Below are 23,306 nucleotides of genomic sequence, written 5' to 3'. Positions count from 1 at the left end.
ACGTGCAGACCTTTCGTCATGGCCTCCTACCTTTCTTTCGGGCCCCTGTCAGGGCCGATTCGTTAGCGCCCCTCCGTATGGGACGCTGCTTGCTGACAGCTCTAGTTATATCCAAAAACCACCCGCAATTCCACCTCGCCCCCGAACGGTCAGCAAAGTGCGATGAACGGTATATCGCATATGATTCCCCCATGATGCACTTCAGTTCTCTAAAGCATATTTTCAAAGGTAAACGTTCTTTTTTCTAAGGAATTAAGCTAGATTGCACAAATATTTTCATGTTTAAGAATTGCATAGCTAAAACGGTTTTCTGCATATATTTGTCGTTTGTCCACGATTCGATTTGGATTCGATTATATTCAGCTCGCAATCATTCTTATTCATACATCCTCATCAGTTGAGTATGGATATAGATTGTTTTCAAAACGAGTTGGACAGTTAGTCGCATGCCTTGACAGCGTAAGAAGTAGGTAAAGATACCGTTCGCACAATACGTCCGTGCCACAAGTCGACTAAATTGAGACAATAGTGAATAGGGTTAGGCTACCGTCCCTTGCGGGGACTGAACGGACAGATGCATATGCCGAGCAAAATCGAAAAAAAGCAAGCCGCCGCAAAGCTGCGCAAACCGCCGCGCGACTTCTCGTACACGCAAAATCGAGAGCTCAGCTGGCTGCGCTTTGACAACCGCGTGCTCGACGAGGCCTTTGATGAGTCCGCGCCGCTGTTCGAGCGCCTTAAGTTCGTCTCGATCTTCGAGTCCAACCTCGACGAATTCCTTATGGTGCGCGTGGGTGGCCTGTCCGACCTTGCCGAGCTCAAAAAACAGCCTGTTGACAACAAGAGCAATATGACCGCCTCCGAACAGGTCGATGCTGTCATGGCCGAAATGCCCGGGCTCCTTACCCGTTGGGAGTCCATCTTTAAGAGCATCGAGGGCAAGCTCGACACTCTGGGCGTTCACCGCGCCCGCATCGATTCGCTTACGCCCGAGGAACGCACCTTTGTAACCCGCTACTTCCAGGCCTACGTGTCGCCGGTCATCTCACCGCTGGTGATCGACCCGCGCCACCCCTTCCCCAACCTGCGCAACGGCGCGCTCTACCTGGCGTGCGGCCTGGACGGCGTCACCGACGAGGAGAGCCTGCTGGGCCTGATCGAGATTCCCGCCTCGATGAACCGCGTGGTCGAGATCCCCTCGCCCACCGGCACCTACTCCTACATTCTGCTCGAGGACGTCATCCTCGCCTGCCTGGACAGCTGCTTTGGCTCCTATAAGCCGCTGGACCGTGCGCTCATCCGCGTCACCCGCAATGCCGATATCGACCCGGACGGCGAGGGCGTCGAGGAGGAAGAGGATTACCGCCAGCACATGAAGCGCATCCTCAAGAAACGCTTGCGCCTGCAGCCGGTGGTGCTCGCCGTATCGGGCTCGCTCGAAAAGCCAACGCTCAAGACTATCCGCAAGGCGCTCGAGCTCTCGCGTCGCTCGGTCTTTACCTGCGATATCCCGCTCAACCTGGGCTATGTCTTCGGCATTGAGGGCAAGATTCCCGAGCACCTGCGCAACGAGCTGCTTTTTACGCCGTTTAAGCCGCAGCCCAACCCCACGATCGATATGACCCGCTCCATCCGAGAGCAGGTACTTCAGCACGACAAGCTGCTCTTTTATCCCTATGAGGCCATGAACCCCTTCCTGGATCTGGTGCACGAGGCCGCCTACGACCCCGAGTGCATCTCGCTGCGTATCACGCTCTACCGCGTGGCCAAGCAGAGCCGCCTGTGCGAGTCGCTGATCGATGCCGCCGAGAACGGCAAAGAGGTCACGGTGCTCATGGAGCTCCGCGCCCGCTTCGACGAGCAGAACAACATCGAGTGGGCCGAGCGTCTGGAAGAGGCAGGCTGCACCGTCATCTACGGCTCCGAGGGCTTTAAGTGCCACTCCAAGATCTGCCAGCTCACCTATCGCGAGGGCATGGCGCTTACACGCCTGACGCTGTTGGGCACCGGCAACTTTAACGAGAAGACGGCCAAGCTCTACAGCGACTTTATGCTCATGACCGCCCATCCCGGCATCGGCGAGGACGCCAACTTGTTCTTCCGCAACCTGTCGCTGGGCAACCTGCGCGGCGACTACCGCTTCCTGGGCGTGGCGCCGGTCGGCCTCAAGCCGCTCATCATGCGCGGCCTGGATCGCGAGATCCAGCGCGCCCTCGTTGGCGAGCCCGCCCGCGTGTTCTTTAAGCTCAACTCGCTCACCGACCGCGAGGTCATCGACAAGATCGCCGAGGCATCGTGCGCAGGAGTCCGCGTGGACATGATCATCCGCGGAATCTCGTGCCTCAAGCCGGGCGTTCCGGGCAAGACCGAGAACGTGCATGTCCGTTCTATCGTCGGACGCTTTTTGGAGCATGCGCGCGTTTACGCCTTTGGCGTGGACTCGGACATGATCTATCTGAGCTCGGCCGACATGATGACGCGCAACACCGAGCACCGCGTGGAGATCGCCTTCCCCGTGCTCGACCCCACCTGTCGCGCCCTGGTGCACGAGTACATGGGCATGCAGCTGCGCGACAACGTGAAGGCCCGCAACCTCACGAGCGACGGCACCTGGGTCCCCGTCGAGCGCCACGAAGGCGAGAGGCCCTTTAACTCGCAGGAAGCCCTGTTGGAGCGTGCCTATCGCAACGCCGAGGCCGCCGCGCAGCAGCGCGCACAGGAGAAGGAACGTGTGGCCGAAGAAGCTATTCAGGCCGAGGTTGAACATGGGGCAGTTGCCAAACCGGAAGCGATTGCCGCTCCCCCGGTGAATGAACCCGTGGCTGCCGCAGAGCCCGCCGCGGAGAAAGCGCCCGAGGTTCAGAAGGTCCAGGCGACCGTCATTGAGCCCAAGCCCGCACCTGTACCTCGGCCCGAGCCGCAGGTCACCAAGCCCGCACCCGAGCCGAACGCCCGTCGCGATAAGCCCGCCGGCAAGACCAAGGCCATCGAGCGCCATCGCCCCGGCCGCGTGCGCATGGGCTTGGGTCTGATCGGCCTGGGTCTTAAGACGCTCATTACCGGCAAGACGAAATAGTCGTTTGTAGAAGCAGTTTGTAGAAGCGCCCCGCATTTGAGGAAAGCCTCGGATGCGGGGCGCTTTTCCCTGCTACCATGGTGCGGACAACAACGCGAATGACAGGCAGGGATATGAAGCTCACTATCGAATCGATGACCTACGGCGCCGACGGGCTGGCGCACGCCGACAACGGCAAGGCCGTCTTTGTGCAGGGCGCCGTGGCAGGCGACGCCGTCGAGGCCGAGGTCGTACAGGACGGCAAGTCGTTCATGCGCGCCCGCACCACCGAGATTCTGGAGCCAAGCCCCGATCGCATTCAGCCTCCCTGCCCCTTCGTGGGCATCTGCGGCGGCTGCTCGTGGGGCAATCTCTCACGCACGGCGCAGCTCGCCGCCAAGGAGCAAAACCTGCGCTCCACGCTCGAGCGCATTGGCAAGTTCGCTCCTGAGCAGGTCGATGAGCTGGTACAGCCCATCCGCCACACCAAGGACGACTGGGGCTACCGCAACAAGATCGAGCTGGAGCCCACCGTCGTCAACGGTCGCGTGCGCCTTGGCATGCACGGTGTCGACCCCAGCAAAATCGTGACCGTCGATGCGTGCCCGCTGTTCGATAAGCGTTTTCCCAAGGCGCTCAAATCGGTCGTCGGCGCACTCAACTATCTAAGCGGCAGCCATGACTTGGGGCTCGAACGCGTGGGCATTCGCGCATCGCGCCGCACCAAGGCACTCGAGGTCGCACTCTGGACGCCCACAGGCTCTTTTCCGCGCTCGCAGGTCTCCCGCGTGCTGGCGGACGCCGCTCATCCCACGAGCATCGTTCGTGTGATGAGCAAGGGCGAAAAGAAAGCCCGCCGTGTCTCCAAAGTCGAGATGCTCGCCGGCGAGGGCTCGTGGACCGAGAATATCGCCGAAGGCCAGATGCGCTTATCTGCCCCGTCGTTTTTCCAGGTCAATACCAAGGGCGCCGAGATTTTGATTGAGCTCGTTATGGACGCCCTCGACCCGCAGGAAGACGAGCTGGCCGTGGACCTGTACTGCGGTGCCGGCACCTTTACCCTGCCGCTCGCCCGCCGCTGCGATTTTGTCGCCGCCGTCGAAGCCTATGGCCCGGCCGTGCGCGATCTACGCCGTAACCTCGAGATCAACAAGCTCGACAACGTCGACGTCATCGGCGGCGACGCGGTGCGCGAGTTCCCCGATCAGGATGCCGATGTCTTGGTAGTCGATCCGCCGCGCGCAGGCTTGGCGCCCGAGGCGATCGACCTCATCGCGAGCACGAGCGCCCGCGATGTCGCCTACGTGAGCTGCGACCCAGCGACTCTGGCCCGCGACCTCAAGCGCTTTGTCGAGGAGGGCACCTTCTCCCCCGTCAAGATCACGCCGGTCGACCTATTCCCGCAAACCTTCCACTGCGAAACCGTCGTCCACCTCAAGCGCAACTAGCTGATGATTTTTCTGTGACGGGGATTAAATAATCAATTTGTACCGAATGATTATTTAATCCCCGTCCCTTTTAAACATTGGGAAATCGAGCGTGGTAAGCGGGGGTCTTCGGGGTATAAGACGGCTAATTGTATGCCGCTTTTTGAAAGGAACCCTTATGCCCAGCGTTGCCGTTCTTGCCGCCGATGGCTTTGAAACGATTGAATGCCTGACCATGGTCGATGTCATGCGTCGCGGCGGCGTGCGTGCCACGCTCGTCTCGATTATGCCCACGCGCGAGGTCGTAAGCTCACTACAGATTCCCGTAACCTGCGACGCACTCTTTGACGAGATTAACTTTGACGAGTACGACTGCGTCGTACTGCCCGGCGGTCTGCCCGGCGCCACCAACCTGCGCGCCGACCAGCGCGTCTGCGACGTAGTCTGCGAGTTCGCCGCAACCAAGCATGTTGCCGCCATCTGCGCCGCCCCATTTATCCTGGGCGAGCTTGACCTGCTCGAGGGACGCCACGCCACGTGCTTCCCCGGCTTTGAGAAGAGCTTCCCCGAGGGTGCCTATACCGGCGACAAGGTCACGCACGACGGCAACATCATCACCGCCAGCGGCATGGCCCAGTCACTCCCCTTTGCGCTTGAGCTGCTGCGTACGCTCGCCGGCGACAAGGCTGTCGAGAAGGTTGCCGAGGGCATTCAGCTATGATTTTGGCTTCGCAATCACCGCGCCGCATCGAGTTGATGCGCGAAGCGGGCTACGACATCCGCGTCATTCCCGCTGACATCGACGAGACTCCTTTTGATGACGAGACCCCGCTTACGCTTGTCGAGCGCTTAGCTCGCGCTAAGGCTGCCGCCGTTGCCGCCGAGCACGCCGAGCCCAATGAGCTGACTATTGCGGCCGACACCATCGTCACCTTCGATGACAAGATTTTGGGTAAGCCGGCAAACGAGGACGAAGCCCGCACCATGCTCCACGAGCTCTCGGGGCGCACGCACCAGGTCGCAACCGGCGTCTGCCTCGTTAGAGCCGGAGACGCCACGGCCCCGCACGCCGCCGAGAGCCTGTCGTTTGTCGATGTGACCGATGTGACGTTCTATGAGCTCACCGACGAGCAGATTGAGCGCTACGTCGCCTCAGGCGAGCCCATGGACAAGGCAGGCGCCTACGGCATCCAAGGCACAGGCGGCCGCATGCTCATGCATGATATTTCGGGCGACTTCTACAACGTGGTGGGCCTGCCCATCGCTCGCGTCGCGCGTGCGATTCAAAAACTCTCGTAATTGCATCTGGCGCTGGGTATCCCCCGGCGCCTACAATTTTGGCGTACCGTACGGATCCCGACCGGGCATAAGGCCCGGCGGAAAACCGATAGGAGTAAAACATGGACACATTGCTTGAGGCCATTGACGTTTGTGATGTCGATGGCTTTTGCTTTGGCAACTATACGGACGAGGAGGCCGGCACCGGCTGCACCGTAATTGTGGCACCCGAGGGCGCCACCGGCGGTGTTGACGTTCGCGGCGGTGCCCCGGCATCGCGCGAGACCGACCTGCTGCGTCCCGAGAACACCGTGGACAAGGTCCACGCCGTCTGCCTTTCGGGTGGATCGGCCTTTGGTCTGGAGGCCGCAAGCGGCGTCGCCCGCGAGCTCGAGAGCCGCGGCATCGGCCTTCCCGTCGGCCCCACTCAGGTGCCCATCGTGTGCTCTAGCTGCATCTTCGACCTCGCCTTTGGCGACCCCACCGTACGCCCCGACATTGAGGCTGGCATCTCCGCCGTGCGCGAAGCGCTCGACAACACCCCCACCACGCTCGAGCAGGGCAATGTAGGTGCCGGCACCGGTGCCACCGTGGGCAAGCTCATGGGCCCCGCCACCTGCATGAAGGCCGGCCTTGGAGCCGCCGCCGTGGCACTCGGCCCTGTTAAGGTGGGCGCTGTGGTCTCGGTCAACGCCTGCGGCAACGTCGTCGACCCCTTCACCGGTGAATGGGTCGCTGGTATGCGCGCTGCAGCAGACAGCGACCAGATCGTCGACATGGAGCTCGCAGCCTTTGCCGCCGCCGGCTCCATGCAAATGCCGCTCGACCGCACCAACACCACCATCAGCTGCATCGTCACCAACGTTGAGCTCACCAAGACCCAGGCCACCAAGGTCTCCCAAATGGCAGCAGACGCCTATGCGCACGCCATCCGCCCCACGCACACCACGAACGACGGTGACACCATCCACACCCTCGCCAGCGGCAAGCTGGGAGCCCAGGCAAGCGCCGCCGTTCCCTTGGACCTGTTGGGCATGCTCGCCGTAAGGGCTTTGCAAACCGCCATCGTAAACGGAGCCAAAACCGCCAAAACCTCCCACGGCATCCCCGGCGCCGCGAAGTAAACTAGCTCGTCCGGTTGCCCGGTGGGTCTTGGTTATGTTTGCTGCTCTACAGTCCTGGCTCGCACGAAGAGCACATTAAGTGCTCTTCGGCTCGTGCGGAACTCGCGACAAACATAACCAAGACCCACCGGGCAGCCTACTCAACAAGATCCCCTTCAGCCCAGGCCCCTGTGTACCGCGCGTCCAAGATCTTCAAATTCGACTATCTGACATAAAGCGAGACATAGCAGAGGACCCCTGGTCCTTAACTTGATACGAGTTCCGCACGCAAAGGAGGCGCCAGTGGCGCCTCCGTCTTGCGCAGGACTGTTCGAAGTAGCAAGTTAAGGACCAGGGGTCCCCGTTACCCGAGCGTTTCTGCACTAGTTGAATTTGAAGATCTTTGAGGCCAGATGGTATAGGCCGAGTGTGGTTTTGTCTCCGGTCCGGCCATGCAGGTTGGTAAAGAATCCGACCACGCCGTAGCGAGCGCGACGATACATGCGCTCGTCGTACTCTTTCAGGTCCTTCCACAGCGTCTTCAGGCGCTCATCGGCACAATCTTCCTCGGAAAGCTTGGTGAGCACCGAGCAAATCGCCATCATCATGGTGAAGTAGCCCATCATGTACGAACGCAGACGCGAGGACTCAACGTCCTGGTACAGGTGGAACGATTCCATCATGATGCGCGTTACGCGGAACTGCTGACCCAGACGCTTGACCATCGTAGCCTCATTGACGCTCTGGCCCTCGCGACCGATAAAGTAGCGATAGAGGTCGATGTCGGCGTAGTACATGGTCTTGCAGCGCGGCAGCGGCACGTATGCGTAGATATTATCCACGTAGAACGTGTGTGCCGGCATAGGCAGATTGGACTCGCGCAGTACATCGGTGCGATAGCACAGGCTGTGCATGAGCAGATTTTGATCGGGACGGAAGTGTCCGATCTGGTCCCAAGAGAAAATCTTTTTGCGCGGCAGGGCAAACTTGTAGCCAATAGCGGTATGCGTGCCCTCGTAAACCTTCTCGTACACGTAGTTCGAGATAAACAGGTCGACGCGCTGGTCGCGCTCCTCAAAGCCACGCAAAATCGACAGCATGGTCGAAAGCGCCGCACCGTCGAGCCAGTCGTCCGAGTCGACAACCTTGTAGTAGGTGCCCTGCGCCTCGCGCAGGCCCGAAAGAACGGCGATACCGTGGCCGCCATTCTCCTGGTGCACCGCGCGGATGATTCCAGGATAACGGGCCTCCCACTCATCGGCCTTGGCGGCCGTCTCGTCCTTGGAGCCGTCGTCCACCACGATAATCTCGATATCGGTGGCGTAATTGCTCCCCTCCAAGATGGAGGTGATGCAATGGTCCATGTCCTTGGCGGCGTTATACGAGGGAATACCGAATGTTATGACTTTATGCATGGCAGGCGATAATCTCATCCGAAAGATCGAGGGCGGAATTGGTCACGGCGTCCATATCGTAGTAACGATACTCGGCCAGACGACCCACGGGGTGGAAGTTCGTCAGGTTCTGGACGCGCTCAAGATAGCGCTCGTAGAGCTCACGGTTCTCGGGCTCAAGAATGGCGTAGTACGGCGTCTCACCCGAGCCGGGTGTATAGGCCTTAGAGTACTCCTTCATGATGGTGGTCTTGCCGGGCAAAACCTGACCGGTCATGTTCTTGAACTCGGTGATGCGCGTATAGTCCTCGCTCGTGGTGTAGTTGACGGTGCCCACAGGCTGGAACTGATCCATATCGAGCGTCTCGAACTTCATATCGAGCGTGCGGTACGGCAGCGCGCCCAGGTCGAGGTTGAACAGCTCGTCGAGTGGACCGGTGTAGACGATCTCGCCACCATAGACCTTACCGTCGATCTTAACGGTAGTCTCGTCGATCTCAAAGAGGTCACGGGCGTCTACGTCACAGAATACGTCAATAAAGTCGTGATCGAGCATATGTTCGAACAACGCGGTATAGCCGTCCTGCGGCATGCCCTGGAAAGGAGCCTGCGGAAAGTAGCGATCGTCATCGCCCACAAAGACGGGAACGCGGCCGGTGATCGAGGGGTCGATCTGGTCGGGCGTCTGGCCCCACTGCTTCATGGTGTAATGCAAAAAGACGTTCTCGTAGACGTAATCGGCGACCTCGGCAAGATCCGGGTCGTTTTTCTTGCGCAGCTCCATAATGGGCACCTTGACGTCCTTGCCAAAGGTCTCCACGAGCTTTTGGTACAGTTCCTCGCCGCGCTCATCGCCAAAGGCAAGCTTAAGGCTCGCATGGTTAAAGGGCACGGGCATAAGGGTACCGTTGATGTTGGCGAGCACCTTGTGCTGGTAGTCCGTCCACTTGGTAAAGCGCGACAGGAAATTGTGAACGCGCTCGTTAAAGGTATGGTAGATGTGCGGACCATACTCGTGGACCAAGATTCCCGCCTCGTCAGTGCAGTCGAAGGCGTTGCCCGCAATGTGGCTACGGCGCTCCAAAACGGCAACACGATAGCCGATAGTTTCGGCAAGACGGCGGGCGCAAACGGCACCGGCATAACCGGCGCCGACAACAATCATGTCGTACGCACCGGCATTAAAGCCTTCAGGCAGGCCTGAGGTAATCTGCATCGATACTCCTTGTCAAAAGCCACGTGCTCGTTAGCTGGGCTTTTCTCGAACATTCTTCGAGACATATTTATCAGAGCGATTATAGCGCTAATGCGTCCTATAATGAGCTTGCCACACAAGGAAAGCTCAAGCACCGCGGCGTACATTATTGAAAGGTAAACCCGCTAGCAGCGGGTTTATTCGTGAACAGCCGGGCGCCTGGAGCTTAGTGAAACGCTTGTAAGGAGTAACATGAGCGATTTCCTTAACCGTATGAAGTCTGCCGCCAAGGCCGACCTTAAGACGATCGTCCTGCCCGAGGGCGAGGATCCGCGTACCATCGTCGCAGCCACCAAGATCATCGAGGAGGGCCTGGCAAAAATCGTCATCCTGGGCAACCCCGACGAGATCGATGTTCCCGGCGCCACCGTCATCGACCCGCGCAATGCCGAGAAGCACGAGGAGTACGCGCAGAAGTTTGCCGAGCTCCGCGCCAAGAAGGGCGTTACCATCGAGCAGGCTCGCGCCCAGGTGATGGACGCCACCTACTTTGGCACCATGATGGTCAAGATGGGCGACGCCGACGGCCTGGTCTCCGGCGCCTGCCACTCCACCGCCGACACCCTGCGCCCCGCGCTGCAGATCCTCAAGACCGCCCCGGGCACCAAGCTGGTCTCGGCCTTCTTCGTGATGTGCACCGACACCCCGCAGTTCGGTACCGACGGCACGCTGATCTTCGCCGACTGCGGCCTCAACATTAATCCGTCTTCTGACGAGCTCTCCGAGATCGCCATCGCCTCCGCTCACTCTTGGTCCACCTTCATGGGCAACGTTGAGCCGCACGTGGCCATGCTCTCCTACTCCACCATGGGCTCCGCCGGTGGCGAGGTCGCCAAGAAGGTCCAGGAGGCTGTGAAGTTCTGCAAGGAGAAGGCTCCCGAGCTCGCCATCGACGGCGACCTGCAGCTCGATGCCGCTATCGTCCCCACCGTCGCCCAGCTCAAGGCTCCCGGCTCCTCCGTCGCCGGTAAGGCCAACGTGCTCGTGTTCCCCGACCTCGAGGCCGGCAACATCGGCTACAAGCTGGTCCAGCGCTTCGCCGGCGCTGACGCTTACGGCCCCATCCTGCAGGGCATCGCCAAGCCGGTCAACGACCTGTCGCGCGGCTGCTCTGCCGACGACATCGTGGGTGTCGTGGCCATCACCGCCGTCCAGGCTCAGATGGCTGAGTAGCGTACATATCCCCTCGGGACCCTACAGGGTAAAGCTCTGAAAACGTCCTCGGACATGTCGGAAGCCCCCGCTGCGCACTACGTGCGGCGGGGGCTTCCTCCGTCCTGCGGAAAGTTTTCAGAGCTTTACCCTGTAGGGTCCCTGCCGCTACGTGGCAATCGGGGCATCTGGAGTGGACGGCGGCTTGGCTACGAGCTGGGTCTGAGAATCTGAACGGATGGGTGTCGTTGCTGAAAGTGCAGGCGTTGCTGGAAGCGATCACTTAGGGACTGGAATTTCCGCCTGCTAGCAGAAAGGCCTCCGGAGCTGTTGCTCTGGAGGCCTTTCGTCTACTTGCAAATGCGCGCGTTAGTTGTTCTTGGTTAGACGCTCGACGTCGTGGGCGATCATGTATTCCTCGTCTGTGGGGATGACCATGACCGTGACGGAAGAGCCGGCGGCGCTGATGACCTGCGGACCGTTGCCCACGGCCCCGCGGTTCTTGTTGTTGTCGATACGCACGCCCAGCCACTCAAAGCAGTCGCAGAAGGCCTTGCGGATCGACCAGTCGTTCTCGCCGATGCCGGCGGTAAAGGTGATGGTATCCACGCCCGCCATGGAGGCGATCATGGAACCGGCCTGCTGCATGGCCTTGTAGGCAAACATGTCGAAGGCGAGCAGGCAGCGCTCGTCTCCCTCGGAGGCGCGCGTACGGATGTCGCGGGCGTCGTTGGAGATACCCGAGATGGCAAGCAGACCAGACTGCTTGTTCATCATGTCATCGACTTCTTGATAGCTGTAGCCGCCCTCGCGCTGGAGGTAGCACACGGTGGCAGGGTCAATGGAACCACAACGGGTGCCCATCATCAGGCCGTCGAGCGGCGTGAGCCCCATCGTGGTGTCGCGGCAAACGCCGTCCTCAATGGCGGCGAGCGAAGCGCCGTTGCCCAGATGGCACGAAAGCAGACGGTGGCAGCACGAGCCCAGAATCTCCTTTGCCATCATCCACTCGTAGCGGTGGCTCGTACCGTGGGCGCCGTACTTGCGCACATGGTACTTGTCGCACACGTCCTTGGGCAGCGCGTAGGTGTAGGCAACCTCGGGCATGGTCATGTGGAACGAGGTGTCGAAGACGGCCACGTTGGGCAGCTCCGGATACTTCTCGCGGCAGTATTCGATTGCCGCGGCCTCGCCGTAATTGTGCAGTGGGGCGAGCGGGGCCACCTCAAGGATCTTAGCCATGACCTCGTCGTCAACGACTGCGGAATCATCGAAGTGCCAGCCGCCCTGAACGATACGGTGGCCGATGCCATCGATCGTAAAGTCGGTCTTCTCGAGCTCCTCGAGCACGCGAGCGATAGCAGAGCGATGATCGGGGAAGGGAACCTCCTCGGTCTGCTTGGCGCCACCGTTCTCGGAATGACCAAAGATACCCATGTCCGAGCCGATACGCTCGCAGTTGCCCTTGGCGAAAACCTCGCGGGTATCGGTATCCAGAAGCTGATATTTAAGGCTTGAGCTGCCGGCGTTGACAACAAGTACGTTCATGAGACTCCTTTGCAGTGCAATACGGTCGACGCAGACCTCTTAAGGCGGCCGCATTTTAATAAGAAGTTATCATATCTTGATAAATAGATATCAGCATATCGCCCAACGAGCGCAAAAGAGGGGCCGAACGGCACTCGGTCGTCCAGCCCCTCCCCTCTTGCAATTACTTACCGCTGACGATGCGCTCGACGTCGGAAGCGATCATGAACTCCTCGTCCGTGGGGATGACGAAAATCTTGACCTTGGAATCCTTGGCAGACAGGCACCAAGCGCCATCGCCACGCAGGGCGTTACGGGCATGGTCCATCTTGACGCCCATAAAGGCCAGACGGTCGGCCACGCCAGCGCGGACAGCCGGAGCGTGCTCGCCGATGCCGGCGGTAAAGACCAGGGTGTCCATGCCGCACATGGAAGTGGCCATCTCGGCGGCCTTGGCGGCAATCTTGTAGACGAACATATCGAAGGCGAGCTGAGCCTCGGGGTCACCGGCAGCGGCGAGCTCCTCAACGTTGCGGCAGTCGTTGGTCTTGCCGCCGGTCACAGCCAAAAGGCCGGACTTCTTGTTCATCATCTCGTCGACCTCGTCGAAGGTGTAGCCGCCTTCGCGCTGCAGGTAGCACACGGTAGCAGGGTCGATGGAGCCGCAGCGGGTGCCCATCATGACGCCGTCGAGCGGCGTCAAGCCCATGGTGGTGTCCATGCACTTGCCGTCCTCGATGGCGCACAGGGAAGCGCCGGAGCCGATATGGCACACGACGACCTTGCGGGCCTCGCCGTTGGTCATCTCGGCAACCTTCTTGGAGATGTAGCGGTAGCTGGTGCCGTGGGCGCCGTACTTACGGATGTGCAGCTTGTCGCAGACGTCCTTGGGCAGGGCGTAGGTCTTGGCGACCTCGGGCATATTGAAGTGGAAAGCGGTGTCGTAGACCGTGACGTTGGGCAGATCGGGATACTGCTCCAGGCAGTACTCGATAACGTTGGCCTCGGGGTTGTTGTGCAGCGGGGCGAGCGGAGCGACCTCGCGGATCTTGGCGAGGACGTCCTCGTCGACGAGGGAGGAATCGCCGAAGTACCAACCGCCCTGAACGATACGGTGGCCGATGCCCTCGATCTTGACGCCGTTGGCCTCGAGGTCCTTCAGGACAACCTCGATGGCGACTTTGTGGTCGGGGAACTCGATGTTCTCGGTCACCTTCTTGGAACCGTTGGCAGCGTGGGTGAAGGTACCGCCGGTAAAGCAGACGCGCTCGCAGGAGCCCTTTGCGGACACCTTGTGGGACTTGGTATCGATGACCTGATACTTGAGGGTCGAAGATCCTGCGTTGACGACCAGAACGTTCATGTGTCTCCCTACTAACAGGCGGTGTGGCGCCGCCAGGTTACATACGCTTCAATAATAAACCCAAACGCCCTCGCGCTCGGGTTTATTGCGTTGATATATAAGTTATCGGTGCCCAAATACTCACGGCCTTTGACTTGTAAGACGAAATAGCGCGGGGATATACACCAAAGAAGATATCCCGAGCGCTACAAGCAATATGACTCGAATACCCGCGATGCTGCTCAACGCAGCGTTGAGCAGATAGAAAAGGATGGCACCCACCGCCACCATCTGGCTTTGGACCGAAATCAGTGAACAGCGCATCGAAGAATCGACAGCATTTTGAAAAATTGAGTATTTAATGGGAGCAAATAACGAGTAAGCAACCGTCTGCAGTACATAGAACACGGGCAGCAAATAGACCGGAGTAAAGGGAATCAAAAACAGAGCAGTCAGGAAAAGGCGCACGATGCCGCAAATACGCGCAAAACGGCCCTTGTCGACATGAGCAATCACACTCGGCACAATAAGCCCCATGGAAGCCGAGGCAAGGAGCTGGACCGCAATGGTCACACCCGAAGCGACGGCATTCATTCCGCGACCCGCAAGCAGCAGTGAGAAAAAGTCTTCCAGGGCGACAAAAGCAAATGCCTGAGAGCAGTCCATGATGAACGCTGAACGAAGAATGCCGTTACGCGCAATAGCGGCACCGATCATCTTCGGGCTAATTCCACGCTTAGGTGTCGTTGCAGTGTCCCCTCTTCGCATCTCAGGAATGCAGGCAACGACAACCAACGTCAACACCATTGCGATGATATCTGCCGAAAGACCAATGAGATATGCACCGACAGACGAAATGAAACCGCCCACGCAAGCGGAGATGGCATAAGAGGCATAGAAAACAAATCGCTCAACGACATTAAGTCTTACGAGCTGGTCCTGAGAGACGCTGTCAATGTAGATCGCTTCTATGGATCCGCTCACACATGCAACTGCAAATCCTTTGAGAGCAAACGCGCCGATTAAAAGCAGAGGAGAACGGGCGAAAAGTAGGGCGGCGTAGTATCCAAGCATTCCCACGACGCCAACGAGACCGCTTGTCTTTCGTCCAAACCTGTCAGCAATATAGCCAGTGGGAACCTCAAGAATGAACTTACTCACTTGGTATGCAATCATCATGCTAGAAATCGCTACCATCGAGAATCCTACGAATTCAAGATAAACCGTCAGAAAATACAAAATGGTGCTGAAGTTCGACAGAAAAACGAACGTCATATAAAGCAAAACCGTACGGTTTTTCATGCTCCGCCCTCCAAGAGCCAATAGCCCAAACCGAAATCTTGGAAAAGCATGAGGGCAAAGCCGTCAGCTATGTGTTACAAGGCGTCAATAATCACTTGACGTCTCGAAGCCAATTAATTTCACGAAGCAAGATGACGCAATAGGTGCAGAAAAACCGTCTGGTGTCGATCAGTCCAGGAATTTTGCCGATAGCAAAAGTAAATAGGCAAGGTTACATCACGCGAGCCTTCAATGGAGCACTCACTCACTTCTAATCCATCCGATGCGAGAGAGGACCCAGACAAACTCAATATCAATCCCCCGGCTTGAAGAAACTCAGTCTGAGCCCTGCTTCCGTATTCAACATCACGGAAGCGAAAATTGACGAGCTGGGCTTCAGGGCATTGGTTAATCGCATTGAGACAGGGTGACAAATTAATGGGAACAGCGAGCCTGCCGCTCAGTAACTCGCGAATGGTCATGGCGCCCACAGATTGATGACCCGCTGGACACGAAAGAACCTTGAGCTCCTTTTCACCCAAGTATTTCGAAGAAAGGACACTATCCCTTGGTTCCTCAAATGAGATGGCCGCATCCGAAATGCCAAGCACAAGTGATTCAAAGCATGTGGCCGTTGGCTGATGCCAAACATCAAGGTGAATCTGGGGGTGCAAGCTTTCAAACGAGTCGTACCAGCTTTCGGAAAAAAGACGCCCCCGCCCGTGAAGACAGGGGGCGTAAAGACGGAAGTGGCCGTCGGGCGAAACGCCGCCGTTCCCCGATTGAGCGTACTTTTTGAGATCGTCGACTTGTGCCAGGATCACGCGTGCACGACGCGCAAATTCTCTGCCCGCCGGAGACAAAACAGCCTCCCCCGCCGATCGGTCGAGCAAAACAATCTGATACTCAGATTCCAACTTTTTGATTGCCGACGAAACGGCCTGTGGGCTCACGTGAACGGCGCGAGCCGCTTTGCGCACGCCGCCGTAGTTCGCTACCGCTTGAAGGTATTCGAGTTGAGAAAGCTGCATAGGTTACTCCAAAGGCAGCCAAGGCGACGGGCTGTGCGTCCTCAGATGAGGTTCTCGCCCAGGTTCTTGCCGCCGAGGACATGCATGTGGAAGTGCATGACGGTCTGGCCGGCGTTGACGCCCTTGTTGGAGATGACACGGAAGCCGTCCTCCAGACCCTTGGCCTTGGCGACCTCCTGGATGGCGTGAGCCATGGCGCCCATGGTCTCGGCAGGCACGTTGTCGGCGATGTCGCTGTAGTGCTTCTTGGGAATCACGAGCGTGTGGACCGGCGCCTGGGGGTTAAGGTCGTCGAACGCGATGACCTGGTCGTCCTCATAGACAACGGTCGAAGGGATCTCGTGGTTGGCAATTTTGCAGAAGATGCAATCACACATGGTAGGTTCCTTTCTCACAGACCAAGGTAATTATATTTGGTCGAGATGGTTAGAACGAGAGACTGTCGTCGGTGTTGGCGGCTTCGCCGTCGGCGAGCACGTCGTTGCCGTCGACGTCCTTAAGGAGCACCGAGACCTTCTGCTCGGCATCGGACAGGCGGGTGCGTAGGCTCTTGAGGAGCTCGACGCCGCGGGTGTAGCTCTCGAGCGACTCCTCGAGCTCCATGTCCCCCGACTCCAGGCTGCGGATGATGAGCTCCAGCTCCTGCGAGGCCTGCTTGTACGTAAGCTGCTCGACCGGGGTCTTCTCTGCCATATCTGTTTCCTTTCCTAAAGGTTTATCGCTATGAAACGCGGCCTATTCGACCGTATCGACCGTTGCTGCCACGTTGCCGTCTGCCATGCGCACGCGAATGGCGTCGCCGGGCTTAAAGGTCTTGGCGCTCGTAGCCACACCGTCATCGCTGTACGCGATGGAGTAACCGCGGGCAAGCACCTTGAGCGGCGACAAGGCATCGAGCGACGCGGCAGCTCGGCCCAGGTTAGACGTGGGTTTGCTGAGCATCGTACGTCCCTGATGCTCCAGACGGGAACTCGCAAGCGTGAGCGCATGGCGCGTGCCATCGAACCCTGAGGTGCTTGCGATCAAGCGCTCGGGCAGACGCTCGAAGTTGAAGCGGAAGGCCCCAACCGAACGCGTTATGGCGCCCGACAGTCGATCGGCCGTCAGGGCAAGCTCAGACTCGCGACGCTCGACCATAAACGTCGGGTCGTTGAGGCACGGGCGGCACGCGGCCGCATCGAGCGCGTCGCCCAGACGAGCCGTATAGGTGTCCCAGGCACGACGGCCGCGCTGGTCGAGCATTTCCAGATCGACCTGATCCGACCCGATCATCGAAGCCATCGCGGCGCCCAGACGCTGGTGGCGTGTCTCGAGCACGTCGGCCAACTCCGTCATGGCCGGCGCCACCGATTCTGCCGCTGCCGTTGGTGTGGAGGCGCGACGGTCGCTCACCATGTCGCAGATCGAGGTATCGGGCTCATGCCCAATACCGGTCACCACGGGCACGGGACAGGCTGCCACCGCACGGGCAAGCTCCTCGTCGTTAAAGGTCATGAGGTCCTCGAAGGAACCGCCGCCACGCACGAGCAAAATGCAATCGGGCGCCGGCGTAATGGCAGCGGCGCGGTGCAAGCCTTCAATAAGCTCTGCCGGCGCACCCTCGCCCTGGACCTTTGCGCCCACGCAGACAAGCTCGACGAGCGGGTTGCGACGGCGCAGCGTACGCTTGACGTCGTCGATTACGGCGCCCGAAAGCGAGGTGACGACCGCCACGCGCGAGCAAAACACCGGGATGCGACGTTTGCGCGCCTCGTCCATCAGGCCCTCGCGGCGTAGCTTTTCGGCCAACTGAGCCACCTGCTGACGCAGCAAGCCCTCCCCCGCCAGCGAGAACGAGCGGGCGACGAAGCTCATGCGACCCGTAGGCTTGTAGAGATTGAAGCTGCCCTTAAAGCTTACCTGCATGCCGTCGCGCAGATCGAAAGTGCGCTTAAGGTAGGCGCCCTTCCAGATGATGCAGTCGACGGCCGCCGAGTCGTCCTTGATTTGGAAGTAGCAGTGGCCGCTTCGGGCGTTAGGACCACGAAAACCCGTGACCTCACCCAAAACGCTCAGCTGCGGAATGGCATCGAGCGCGCCGGCGGCGATCTCCACCGCTTGGCTCACGCTGAGCTCTTTGCGCTCCTGCTCATCCGAACCGTCGAACTCGGCGGAAACGGTATTGCCGGTCAGATTCCAGCCTGCCACGCAGCCCCCTTTCGTCATCGTGCACATGGGCTCCGGCCCTGCGCAAATTCAAGTCCAACACATAGTACAGCGCCGCGGGGACACAAATCCCCACGGCGCCTGTCAAGCCAATTTGTTATCGGTTGGAGTTTCTGTTGTAACGAGCCATAAGGTAGAGCAGCTGAATAATCGAGGTGAGCGCCGCCGCCACGTAGGTAAGCGCGGCTGCCGTCAGCACCTTCTTGGCGCCGTTGACCTGCTTGGAACTCATACCCGACTGCTCGATATACGCCACGGCGCGTCGACTGGCATCAATCTCGACAGGCAGCGTAACGAGTTGGAACAGCACGCTAAACGAGAAGAAGACCAGCGCGAGGGTCGTGAGCCCCGCGATGTTCATGAACAGGCCCATGAGCAGCACGATCGTCCAGGTGTTCTGGGTAAAGTTGACGACGGGGACCAAAGCGGTACGTACCTTCATCATGGCATAACCACTTTGACGCTGGGCGGCATGGCCCGCCTCGTGGCAGGCGACGGCAACGCTTGCGACCGACCCGCCCGAACGGTTGGCATCCGACAGATACAGGCTGTTGTCCTGCGGGTTGTAATGATCGGTGAGCTCGCCGGCAACGCCCTTGATACCCACGGCGCTACAACCGTTGGCATTGAGCATGCGGCGAGCGACCGTGGCACCCGTGTCGCCGTCCGAGCGAACCTTAGACCAGGTCTTGTACGTCGAGTTGATATAGCTCTGCGCGGCAAGGCCAAGCGCCGTGCAGACAAGAACAACCAGCAGGTACAGCGGGTCAATGCCAAAGCCGTATCCATAGTAATAAGGCATGCGAATTCCTCCGAATCGAGTTACACGTTGGAGGCATTCTACCCACTCAGCCGGCTAGGCTTCCCTATAACAGTTCAATCTTTCCGTCCTTCACGGTGAGCCCCATATTGCCGGAAAGCAGATCGTCCAGACGCGAACCCACGAGCTCAAAGCGCCAGCCTTCGCGCAGGGGGCTCTGCTCGGGATGCTCAATATAGTCGGCCAGGTCATCGCGCGAGGCAATGACCGAGGTCGCCACGCCCGAGCGCTCGGCAACCAGGCGAATGAGCGCATACATCAGGTCCGTCACGCTCTCCAACTCCGGCGAAATCTGACGGTGCCCGCGCACCATGAGCGGCAGGCGATCATGTGGGCAGCTCGCACCGCGCTTAATGGCCATGAGTGCGCCGTCCACGTCGCGCTCCCCCAGCTGATCGGTACCGCGGATGCTGCGGAACTCCTCAACGCGCACAGGATTGCGCTTGACGAGCGCCAGCAGCGTATCGTCGGACATGACCCACTTGCGCGGGATGTTGCGCCGCTCAGCGCGGTCCTCGCGCCAGGCTGCAAGCTCGCGCGCAATGCCCAGCTGATGGCGGCTACACGAGTTGATGCGCTTGACCTTGCGGAATGCCTCATGGCGGTCGGCGCGGTAGTGCGACTCGTCGGCCAGCGGACGCAACTCGTCGAGCACCCAGTCCACCCGGCCCAGCTCGCGCAGGCGACTCATCATCTCGGTATAGGCGACGATCAAGTACTTGACGTCATCGATCGCGTACTCGATCTGTTTGTCGGTCAGCGGGCGGCGCGACCAATCGGTCAGCGACTCGGTCTTGGGCAACGAGACGCCGCAAAACGTCTGCACGAGCGCGCCGTAGGAAATCTGCTGGCGCTCGCCCAAAAAGGCGGCGGCCACCTGCGTGTCAAAAATGGGACTCGGCAGCACGCCCACGGTGTGGAGCATGACCTCCATATCCTGCGAGCAGGCGTGAAACACCTTGGTCACGCTCTCATCGCCCATAAGCTCGGCTAGCGGCGACAGGTCGTCGATCACCAGAGGGTCGACCGCCACGCTCTCGGCAGGGGTGGCAATCTGGACCAAGCACAGGCGCGGATGGAACGTGCGCTCGCGCAAAAACTCGGTATCGACGGCAATCGCGTCGAACTCACGGGCGCGCTGGCAAAAGTCGAGTAGAGCCTGATGTGTGGAAATGTACATATCAACCCATCGAATAAGGTTAGGCCCGAAAAACACGGGTAGGATATCGGCATTGCCCTACAACTATACTCGGTTAGTCACAGAACGGGAACGTAAGTATGCGCTGCCTTATCATCCACAACCCGGCATCGGGCCCCAGCTCAGATGAAATCTACGCGTTCACGCACGCCCTCGCGCAGGGCGGCGACGAGGTCGTGATGCGCTTTATCGGCGATGGCATGGAACCCGAGGACGCCGTGGCAGACGTGCGCGAGTTTGATCGCGTGGTCGTTTCGGGCGGCGACGGCACCGTCTCCAACGTGCTCGACCAGATGCGCGGGTGCGGTGTCCCCACGCTCGTCTTCCCCTCCGGCACAGCCTGCCTGTTCTTTAACAACATCGGTAATGCCCCCGAGGCAGCGGCGCTTGCCAAGGCTTGCCGCGCCGGTCGCACGGTCAAAGTGGACATGGGCGAGCTCTTTTGGCTCGACGAGAACGGCAACGAGAAGCGCCACGGCTTTATCATCATCGCCGGCTCGGGCTTCGACGCCGAGATCATGATGAAGGCCGCCCCCGCCAAAAACGACATCGGCGAGATCGCCTATTTCCTGTCGGCGCTCGCCACACCCAACCCCACGGTGGCGCATTTTACGATTGAGCATGACGGCATTGTCGAGGAGCTCGATGGCATCTGCTGCATGGCCGGCAACACCTCGGTCATTCAAAACGATATCAACCTGTTCCCCGATTGCCGCATGAACGACGGCATGGTCGACATCGCGGTCATCGAGCCCGTAAAAACCGTCCAGCTCCTGCCCACTGTGATCACCGCCGCGCTCGACCCCGCCGGCAAGGTGCTCGGCCGTCCGCAGTTCAAGATCATCCAGACCAAGGAAGCCAAGATCACCTGCACGCCGTCGCTGGGCATGCAGTTCGATGGCGAGATCATCTCCAGCAACTCGGGCGTCTTTGGAGCCCGCGCGCTTCCGCAATGCCTCGACCTCATCGTCGACGAATTCTCCCCGCTCGGAAAATAGGAGGACCCCATGAACGACAACCCCCTGATTGGCTTTATCGTCATCGTTCTAGCCATGCTCGTCGGCTATGCGATTAACGTGATCCACCGCCGGAAGAAGTAATTCCACATTGGTATGATATTCATCCAATTATCGTCTCCCCCGTTGTTTATGCATTTGCCAGACAGCGGGGGATTTTTCTTTGTGCCCCGTGCAAGGCACTTTATTCAGGTACAGTAATTGCAGGGCGTCTTTATTTAACTAAAGCTAGATAATGAGTATTCTTGTCCGCTCATCGCATATTTTAGGACGCTCATCGAGTATTTCATCGAAATAGATGAATACTTCTTAGACTTCCGATAGGCTAATAAATGTATTTATTAGCTGAGATTCCGCACAGTTTTGTGGGGTCTCAACAGTTGGGAGGGATCATGAGGTTTACTCATCCTGTCAACACGCTCAAAAAGCTCGGCTGCGGCCTTGCGTTTGGAGCAGCGGCCATCATGGCCATGCCGACTTCGGCGCTCGCCTGCACCCAGATCTACATGGGCAGCAAGCTTACGGCAGACGGCAACACGTACTACGGCCGTTCCGAGGACTTCGGTCCGCGCTATGTCAAGCACTTTGGCATTGAGCCCGCACACAAGGACGGCAACAAGTACACCTCGGTCGAGTCCGGTTTTGAGTACAAGTCCAAGGGCGCAACCTACCGCTACACCTTCGTTCGCGACAACCCCTCTCAGTGGGAAGATCGCTACGACGCATATTCCGAGGCCGGCATTAACGAGAAGGGTGTTTCCTGCTCTGCCACGCTGAGCACCTCCTATAACGAGAAGGCCGAAGAAGCCGACCCCATCACCGAGGAGACTGGCATTGGCGAGTACAGCTATGCCAGCGTCATCCTGGGCGAGAGTGCCACGGCCCGCGAGGGCGTCGAGCTCATCGGCAGCCTGATCGACGAGCAGGGCGTCTGCTCCAACGACCAGATCATCATTGCCGACAGCACCGAGACCTGGCTGTTCGCCGCGCTTTCCGGCCATCAGTGGATTGCCATGAAGCTCGCCGACGACATCGCCTCGCTCAACCCCAACATCGGCAACCTCACCTATAACGTCGACCTCGATGACACCGAGAACTGCCTCCATTCCGAGGGCATCGAGTCCATGCCCAAGGAGAAGGGCTTTGCCGAGTACACCGACGGCAAGTTCGACGTCGCCAAGACCTACGGCGAGGAGATTGGCGAGGCCGGTATGCACCAGTGGTCGCGCTATATCCAGGGTCGCGATTACTTCATGGCCCCGCTGGCTGAAGGCACCGACTACGAGATCGTCAAGGACGAGCGAGAAGACGCTCGCGCCACGACCGGCGCTCTGGTCCACGAGATGCAGCCGCTGTTCTTCCAGCCCGGCAAGTCCGACTGGAACACCTTTGAGATGATCCGTTCCTTCGCCGCTCGCGGCGAGAATGTCGCCGGCCTCAACGCCAACACCGACGGCGCCTACGCCATCGGCTCCAACCGCAACACCGAGATCCACACCTTCCAGATCCGTCAGGGCATGGATCCCGAGATCGCGACCATCCAGTGGGAGATGCTCTCCAACGCCGAGTTCTCCGTCGCTATTCCCTTCTACTCTGCACTGCTCACCGAGGTCAGCCCCTACTTCAGCGATCAGGATGTCTCCTTCGATCACTGTGAAGAGGAAGACGTCGTGAACAACGAGGAGCCCAAGAACTCCATCAATTACGTCCTCATGGACATCAACACGCTCGCCGAGGAGAACCGCGGCAACTGCGCCACCGGTGTCCGCGCCTATCTTGACGCCCTGCAGAAGGAGCTCATCGAGCAGAACCTGACCGTCGACGAGGCCATGCAGGCCGCCGAGGACACCGAGGCGCGCACCGCCCTGGCCAACAAGGCCGGCAAGGCTGCCACCAAGAACACCTACCTCAAGTGCAAGGCCATGCTCGAGGAGATGCGTGACTACCTCAAGGAGGGCGACTTCTCCGAGGAGTTCGTCCCGAGTGACTACAATGCCGACAACGACTGCCTGGTCGAGTCCATCACCTACGCCGACGAGGCCCTCTCCGATGAGGACGTAGCCGAACCCGAGGTCGAAGAGGAAGAGGCCACCGAGGAGAAGTCCGAGGGCAACAACATGGCCGCCATGGCCGTTGGCGCCGTCGTCGTCATCGGTGTCTGCGGCTTCGTGCTCTATCGTCGCAAGAAGGCCTAAGAACCCCACACCTTAAGGCGCGGGCGG

The 23,306-nt window shown here is 59.3% G+C and carries 19 protein-coding genes; 8 read left to right on the top strand and 11 right to left on the bottom strand.

The features are described from left to right. The first annotated feature begins 580 nt into the window (after positions 1-580). From ppk1 to AB5Z20_RS08410, 5 genes are all read left to right on the top strand, one after another. Complete coding sequence (gene ppk1 / locus AB5Z20_RS08430; RefSeq protein ID WP_368156938.1) at positions 581-3,076, top strand: polyphosphate kinase 1; 2,496 nt, start codon at positions 581-583, stop codon at positions 3,074-3,076. 98 nt (positions 3,077-3,174) lie between these two features. Beyond that, positions 3,175-4,503, top strand: a complete 1,329-nt coding sequence (gene rlmD / locus AB5Z20_RS08425; RefSeq protein WP_368156937.1) for a 23S rRNA (uracil(1939)-C(5))-methyltransferase RlmD — start codon at positions 3,175-3,177, stop codon at positions 4,501-4,503. Between the two features lie 157 nt (positions 4,504-4,660). Next, positions 4,661-5,203, top strand: coding sequence for a DJ-1 family glyoxalase III (locus tag AB5Z20_RS08420; RefSeq protein WP_118935286.1), 543 nt, complete (start codon positions 4,661-4,663; stop codon positions 5,201-5,203). Then, positions 5,200-5,781, top strand: a complete 582-nt coding sequence (locus AB5Z20_RS08415) for a nucleoside triphosphate pyrophosphatase (protein ID WP_368156936.1) — start codon at positions 5,200-5,202, stop codon at positions 5,779-5,781. The genes AB5Z20_RS08420 and AB5Z20_RS08415 overlap by 4 nt, the downstream gene beginning before the upstream one ends. Positions 5,782-5,882: 101 nt before the next feature. Next, positions 5,883-6,884: a P1 family peptidase gene (locus AB5Z20_RS08410; RefSeq protein ID WP_368156935.1), complete on the top strand. Its 1,002-nt coding sequence runs from the start codon at positions 5,883-5,885 to the stop codon at positions 6,882-6,884. A 362-nt stretch (positions 6,885-7,246) separates the two neighbouring features. Here AB5Z20_RS08410 and AB5Z20_RS08405 read toward each other — a convergent pair whose 3' ends face one another. Both AB5Z20_RS08405 and glf read right to left on the bottom strand, forming a co-directional pair. Then, positions 7,247-8,278 carry a glycosyltransferase family 2 protein gene (locus AB5Z20_RS08405; protein ID WP_368156934.1) on the bottom strand — a complete coding sequence of 344 codons (1,032 nt, stop codon included), beginning with the start codon at positions 8,276-8,278 and terminating at the stop codon, positions 7,247-7,249. Then, the gene (gene glf, locus AB5Z20_RS08400; protein WP_368156933.1) at positions 8,271-9,473 is read right to left on the bottom strand and encodes a UDP-galactopyranose mutase; all 1,203 of its coding nucleotides are present in this window, start codon (positions 9,471-9,473) and stop codon (positions 8,271-8,273) included. Before glf ends, AB5Z20_RS08405 begins: the two co-directional genes overlap by 8 nt. Before the next feature lie 231 nt (positions 9,474-9,704). Between glf and pta the strand changes: the two genes are divergently transcribed. Further along, positions 9,705-10,685, top strand: coding sequence for a phosphate acetyltransferase (pta, locus tag AB5Z20_RS08395; RefSeq protein WP_055309798.1), 981 nt, complete (start codon positions 9,705-9,707; stop codon positions 10,683-10,685). Between the two features lie 348 nt (positions 10,686-11,033). Here the strand turns inward: pta and AB5Z20_RS08390 are convergent, their stop codons facing one another. The 9 genes from AB5Z20_RS08390 to rnd all read right to left on the bottom strand — a co-directional run bounded on the left by AB5Z20_RS08390 (position 11,034) and on the right by rnd (position 20,050). Continuing rightward, positions 11,034-12,212 carry an acetate/propionate family kinase gene (locus AB5Z20_RS08390; RefSeq protein ID WP_368156932.1) on the bottom strand — a complete coding sequence of 393 codons (1,179 nt, stop codon included), beginning with the start codon at positions 12,210-12,212 and terminating at the stop codon, positions 11,034-11,036. A gap of 163 nt (positions 12,213-12,375) precedes the next feature. After that, a complete protein-coding gene (locus AB5Z20_RS08385) occupies positions 12,376-13,554 on the bottom strand; it encodes an acetate/propionate family kinase (RefSeq protein ID WP_128620453.1) in 1,179 nt (392 codons plus the stop codon). Between the two features lie 120 nt (positions 13,555-13,674). Beyond that, positions 13,675-14,835: an MFS transporter gene (locus tag AB5Z20_RS08380; RefSeq protein ID WP_368156931.1), complete on the bottom strand. Its 1,161-nt coding sequence runs from the start codon at positions 14,833-14,835 to the stop codon at positions 13,675-13,677. Positions 14,836-14,954: 119 nt separating this feature from the next. Next, entirely contained in the window at positions 14,955-15,845 is an 891-nt protein-coding gene (locus tag AB5Z20_RS08375; RefSeq protein WP_368156930.1) for a LysR family transcriptional regulator, read from the bottom strand. Between the two features lie 41 nt (positions 15,846-15,886). After that, positions 15,887-16,222 carry a histidine triad nucleotide-binding protein gene (locus AB5Z20_RS08370; protein WP_035137921.1) on the bottom strand — a complete coding sequence of 112 codons (336 nt, stop codon included), beginning with the start codon at positions 16,220-16,222 and terminating at the stop codon, positions 15,887-15,889. Between the two features lie 49 nt (positions 16,223-16,271). Beyond that, positions 16,272-16,538 carry an exodeoxyribonuclease VII small subunit gene (gene xseB, locus AB5Z20_RS08365; RefSeq protein WP_117773930.1) on the bottom strand — a complete coding sequence of 89 codons (267 nt, stop codon included), beginning with the start codon at positions 16,536-16,538 and terminating at the stop codon, positions 16,272-16,274. A 42-nt stretch (positions 16,539-16,580) separates the two neighbouring features. Then, positions 16,581-18,032 (bottom strand): exodeoxyribonuclease VII large subunit, encoded by a 1,452-nt coding sequence (xseA, locus tag AB5Z20_RS08360; RefSeq protein ID WP_438861072.1) that lies wholly within the window; start codon positions 18,030-18,032, stop codon positions 16,581-16,583. Positions 18,033-18,147: 115 nt separating this feature from the next. Next, complete coding sequence (locus tag AB5Z20_RS08355) at positions 18,148-18,852, bottom strand: zinc metallopeptidase (protein ID WP_368156929.1); 705 nt, start codon at positions 18,850-18,852, stop codon at positions 18,148-18,150. 64 nt (positions 18,853-18,916) lie between these two features. Next, positions 18,917-20,050, bottom strand: a complete 1,134-nt coding sequence (rnd, locus tag AB5Z20_RS08350) for a ribonuclease D (protein ID WP_368156928.1) — start codon at positions 20,048-20,050, stop codon at positions 18,917-18,919. A gap of 98 nt (positions 20,051-20,148) precedes the next feature. On the opposite strand from rnd, the gene AB5Z20_RS08345 reads away from it, so the two are divergent. Both AB5Z20_RS08345 and AB5Z20_RS08340 read left to right on the top strand, forming a co-directional pair. Next, positions 20,149-21,066: a diacylglycerol/lipid kinase family protein gene (locus tag AB5Z20_RS08345; protein WP_022094107.1), complete on the top strand. Its 918-nt coding sequence runs from the start codon at positions 20,149-20,151 to the stop codon at positions 21,064-21,066. Between the two features lie 410 nt (positions 21,067-21,476). Then, positions 21,477-23,279 carry a C69 family dipeptidase gene (locus AB5Z20_RS08340; RefSeq protein ID WP_368156927.1) on the top strand — a complete coding sequence of 601 codons (1,803 nt, stop codon included), beginning with the start codon at positions 21,477-21,479 and terminating at the stop codon, positions 23,277-23,279. Positions 23,280-23,306 lie beyond the last annotated feature (27 nt).

This window comes from Collinsella aerofaciens (assembly GCF_040910245.1).
Classification (GTDB): Bacteria; Actinomycetota; Coriobacteriia; order Coriobacteriales; family Coriobacteriaceae; genus Collinsella.
Note: the sequence above shows the minus strand (reverse complement) of the source record. Positions and strands in the feature narration are given on the sequence as shown.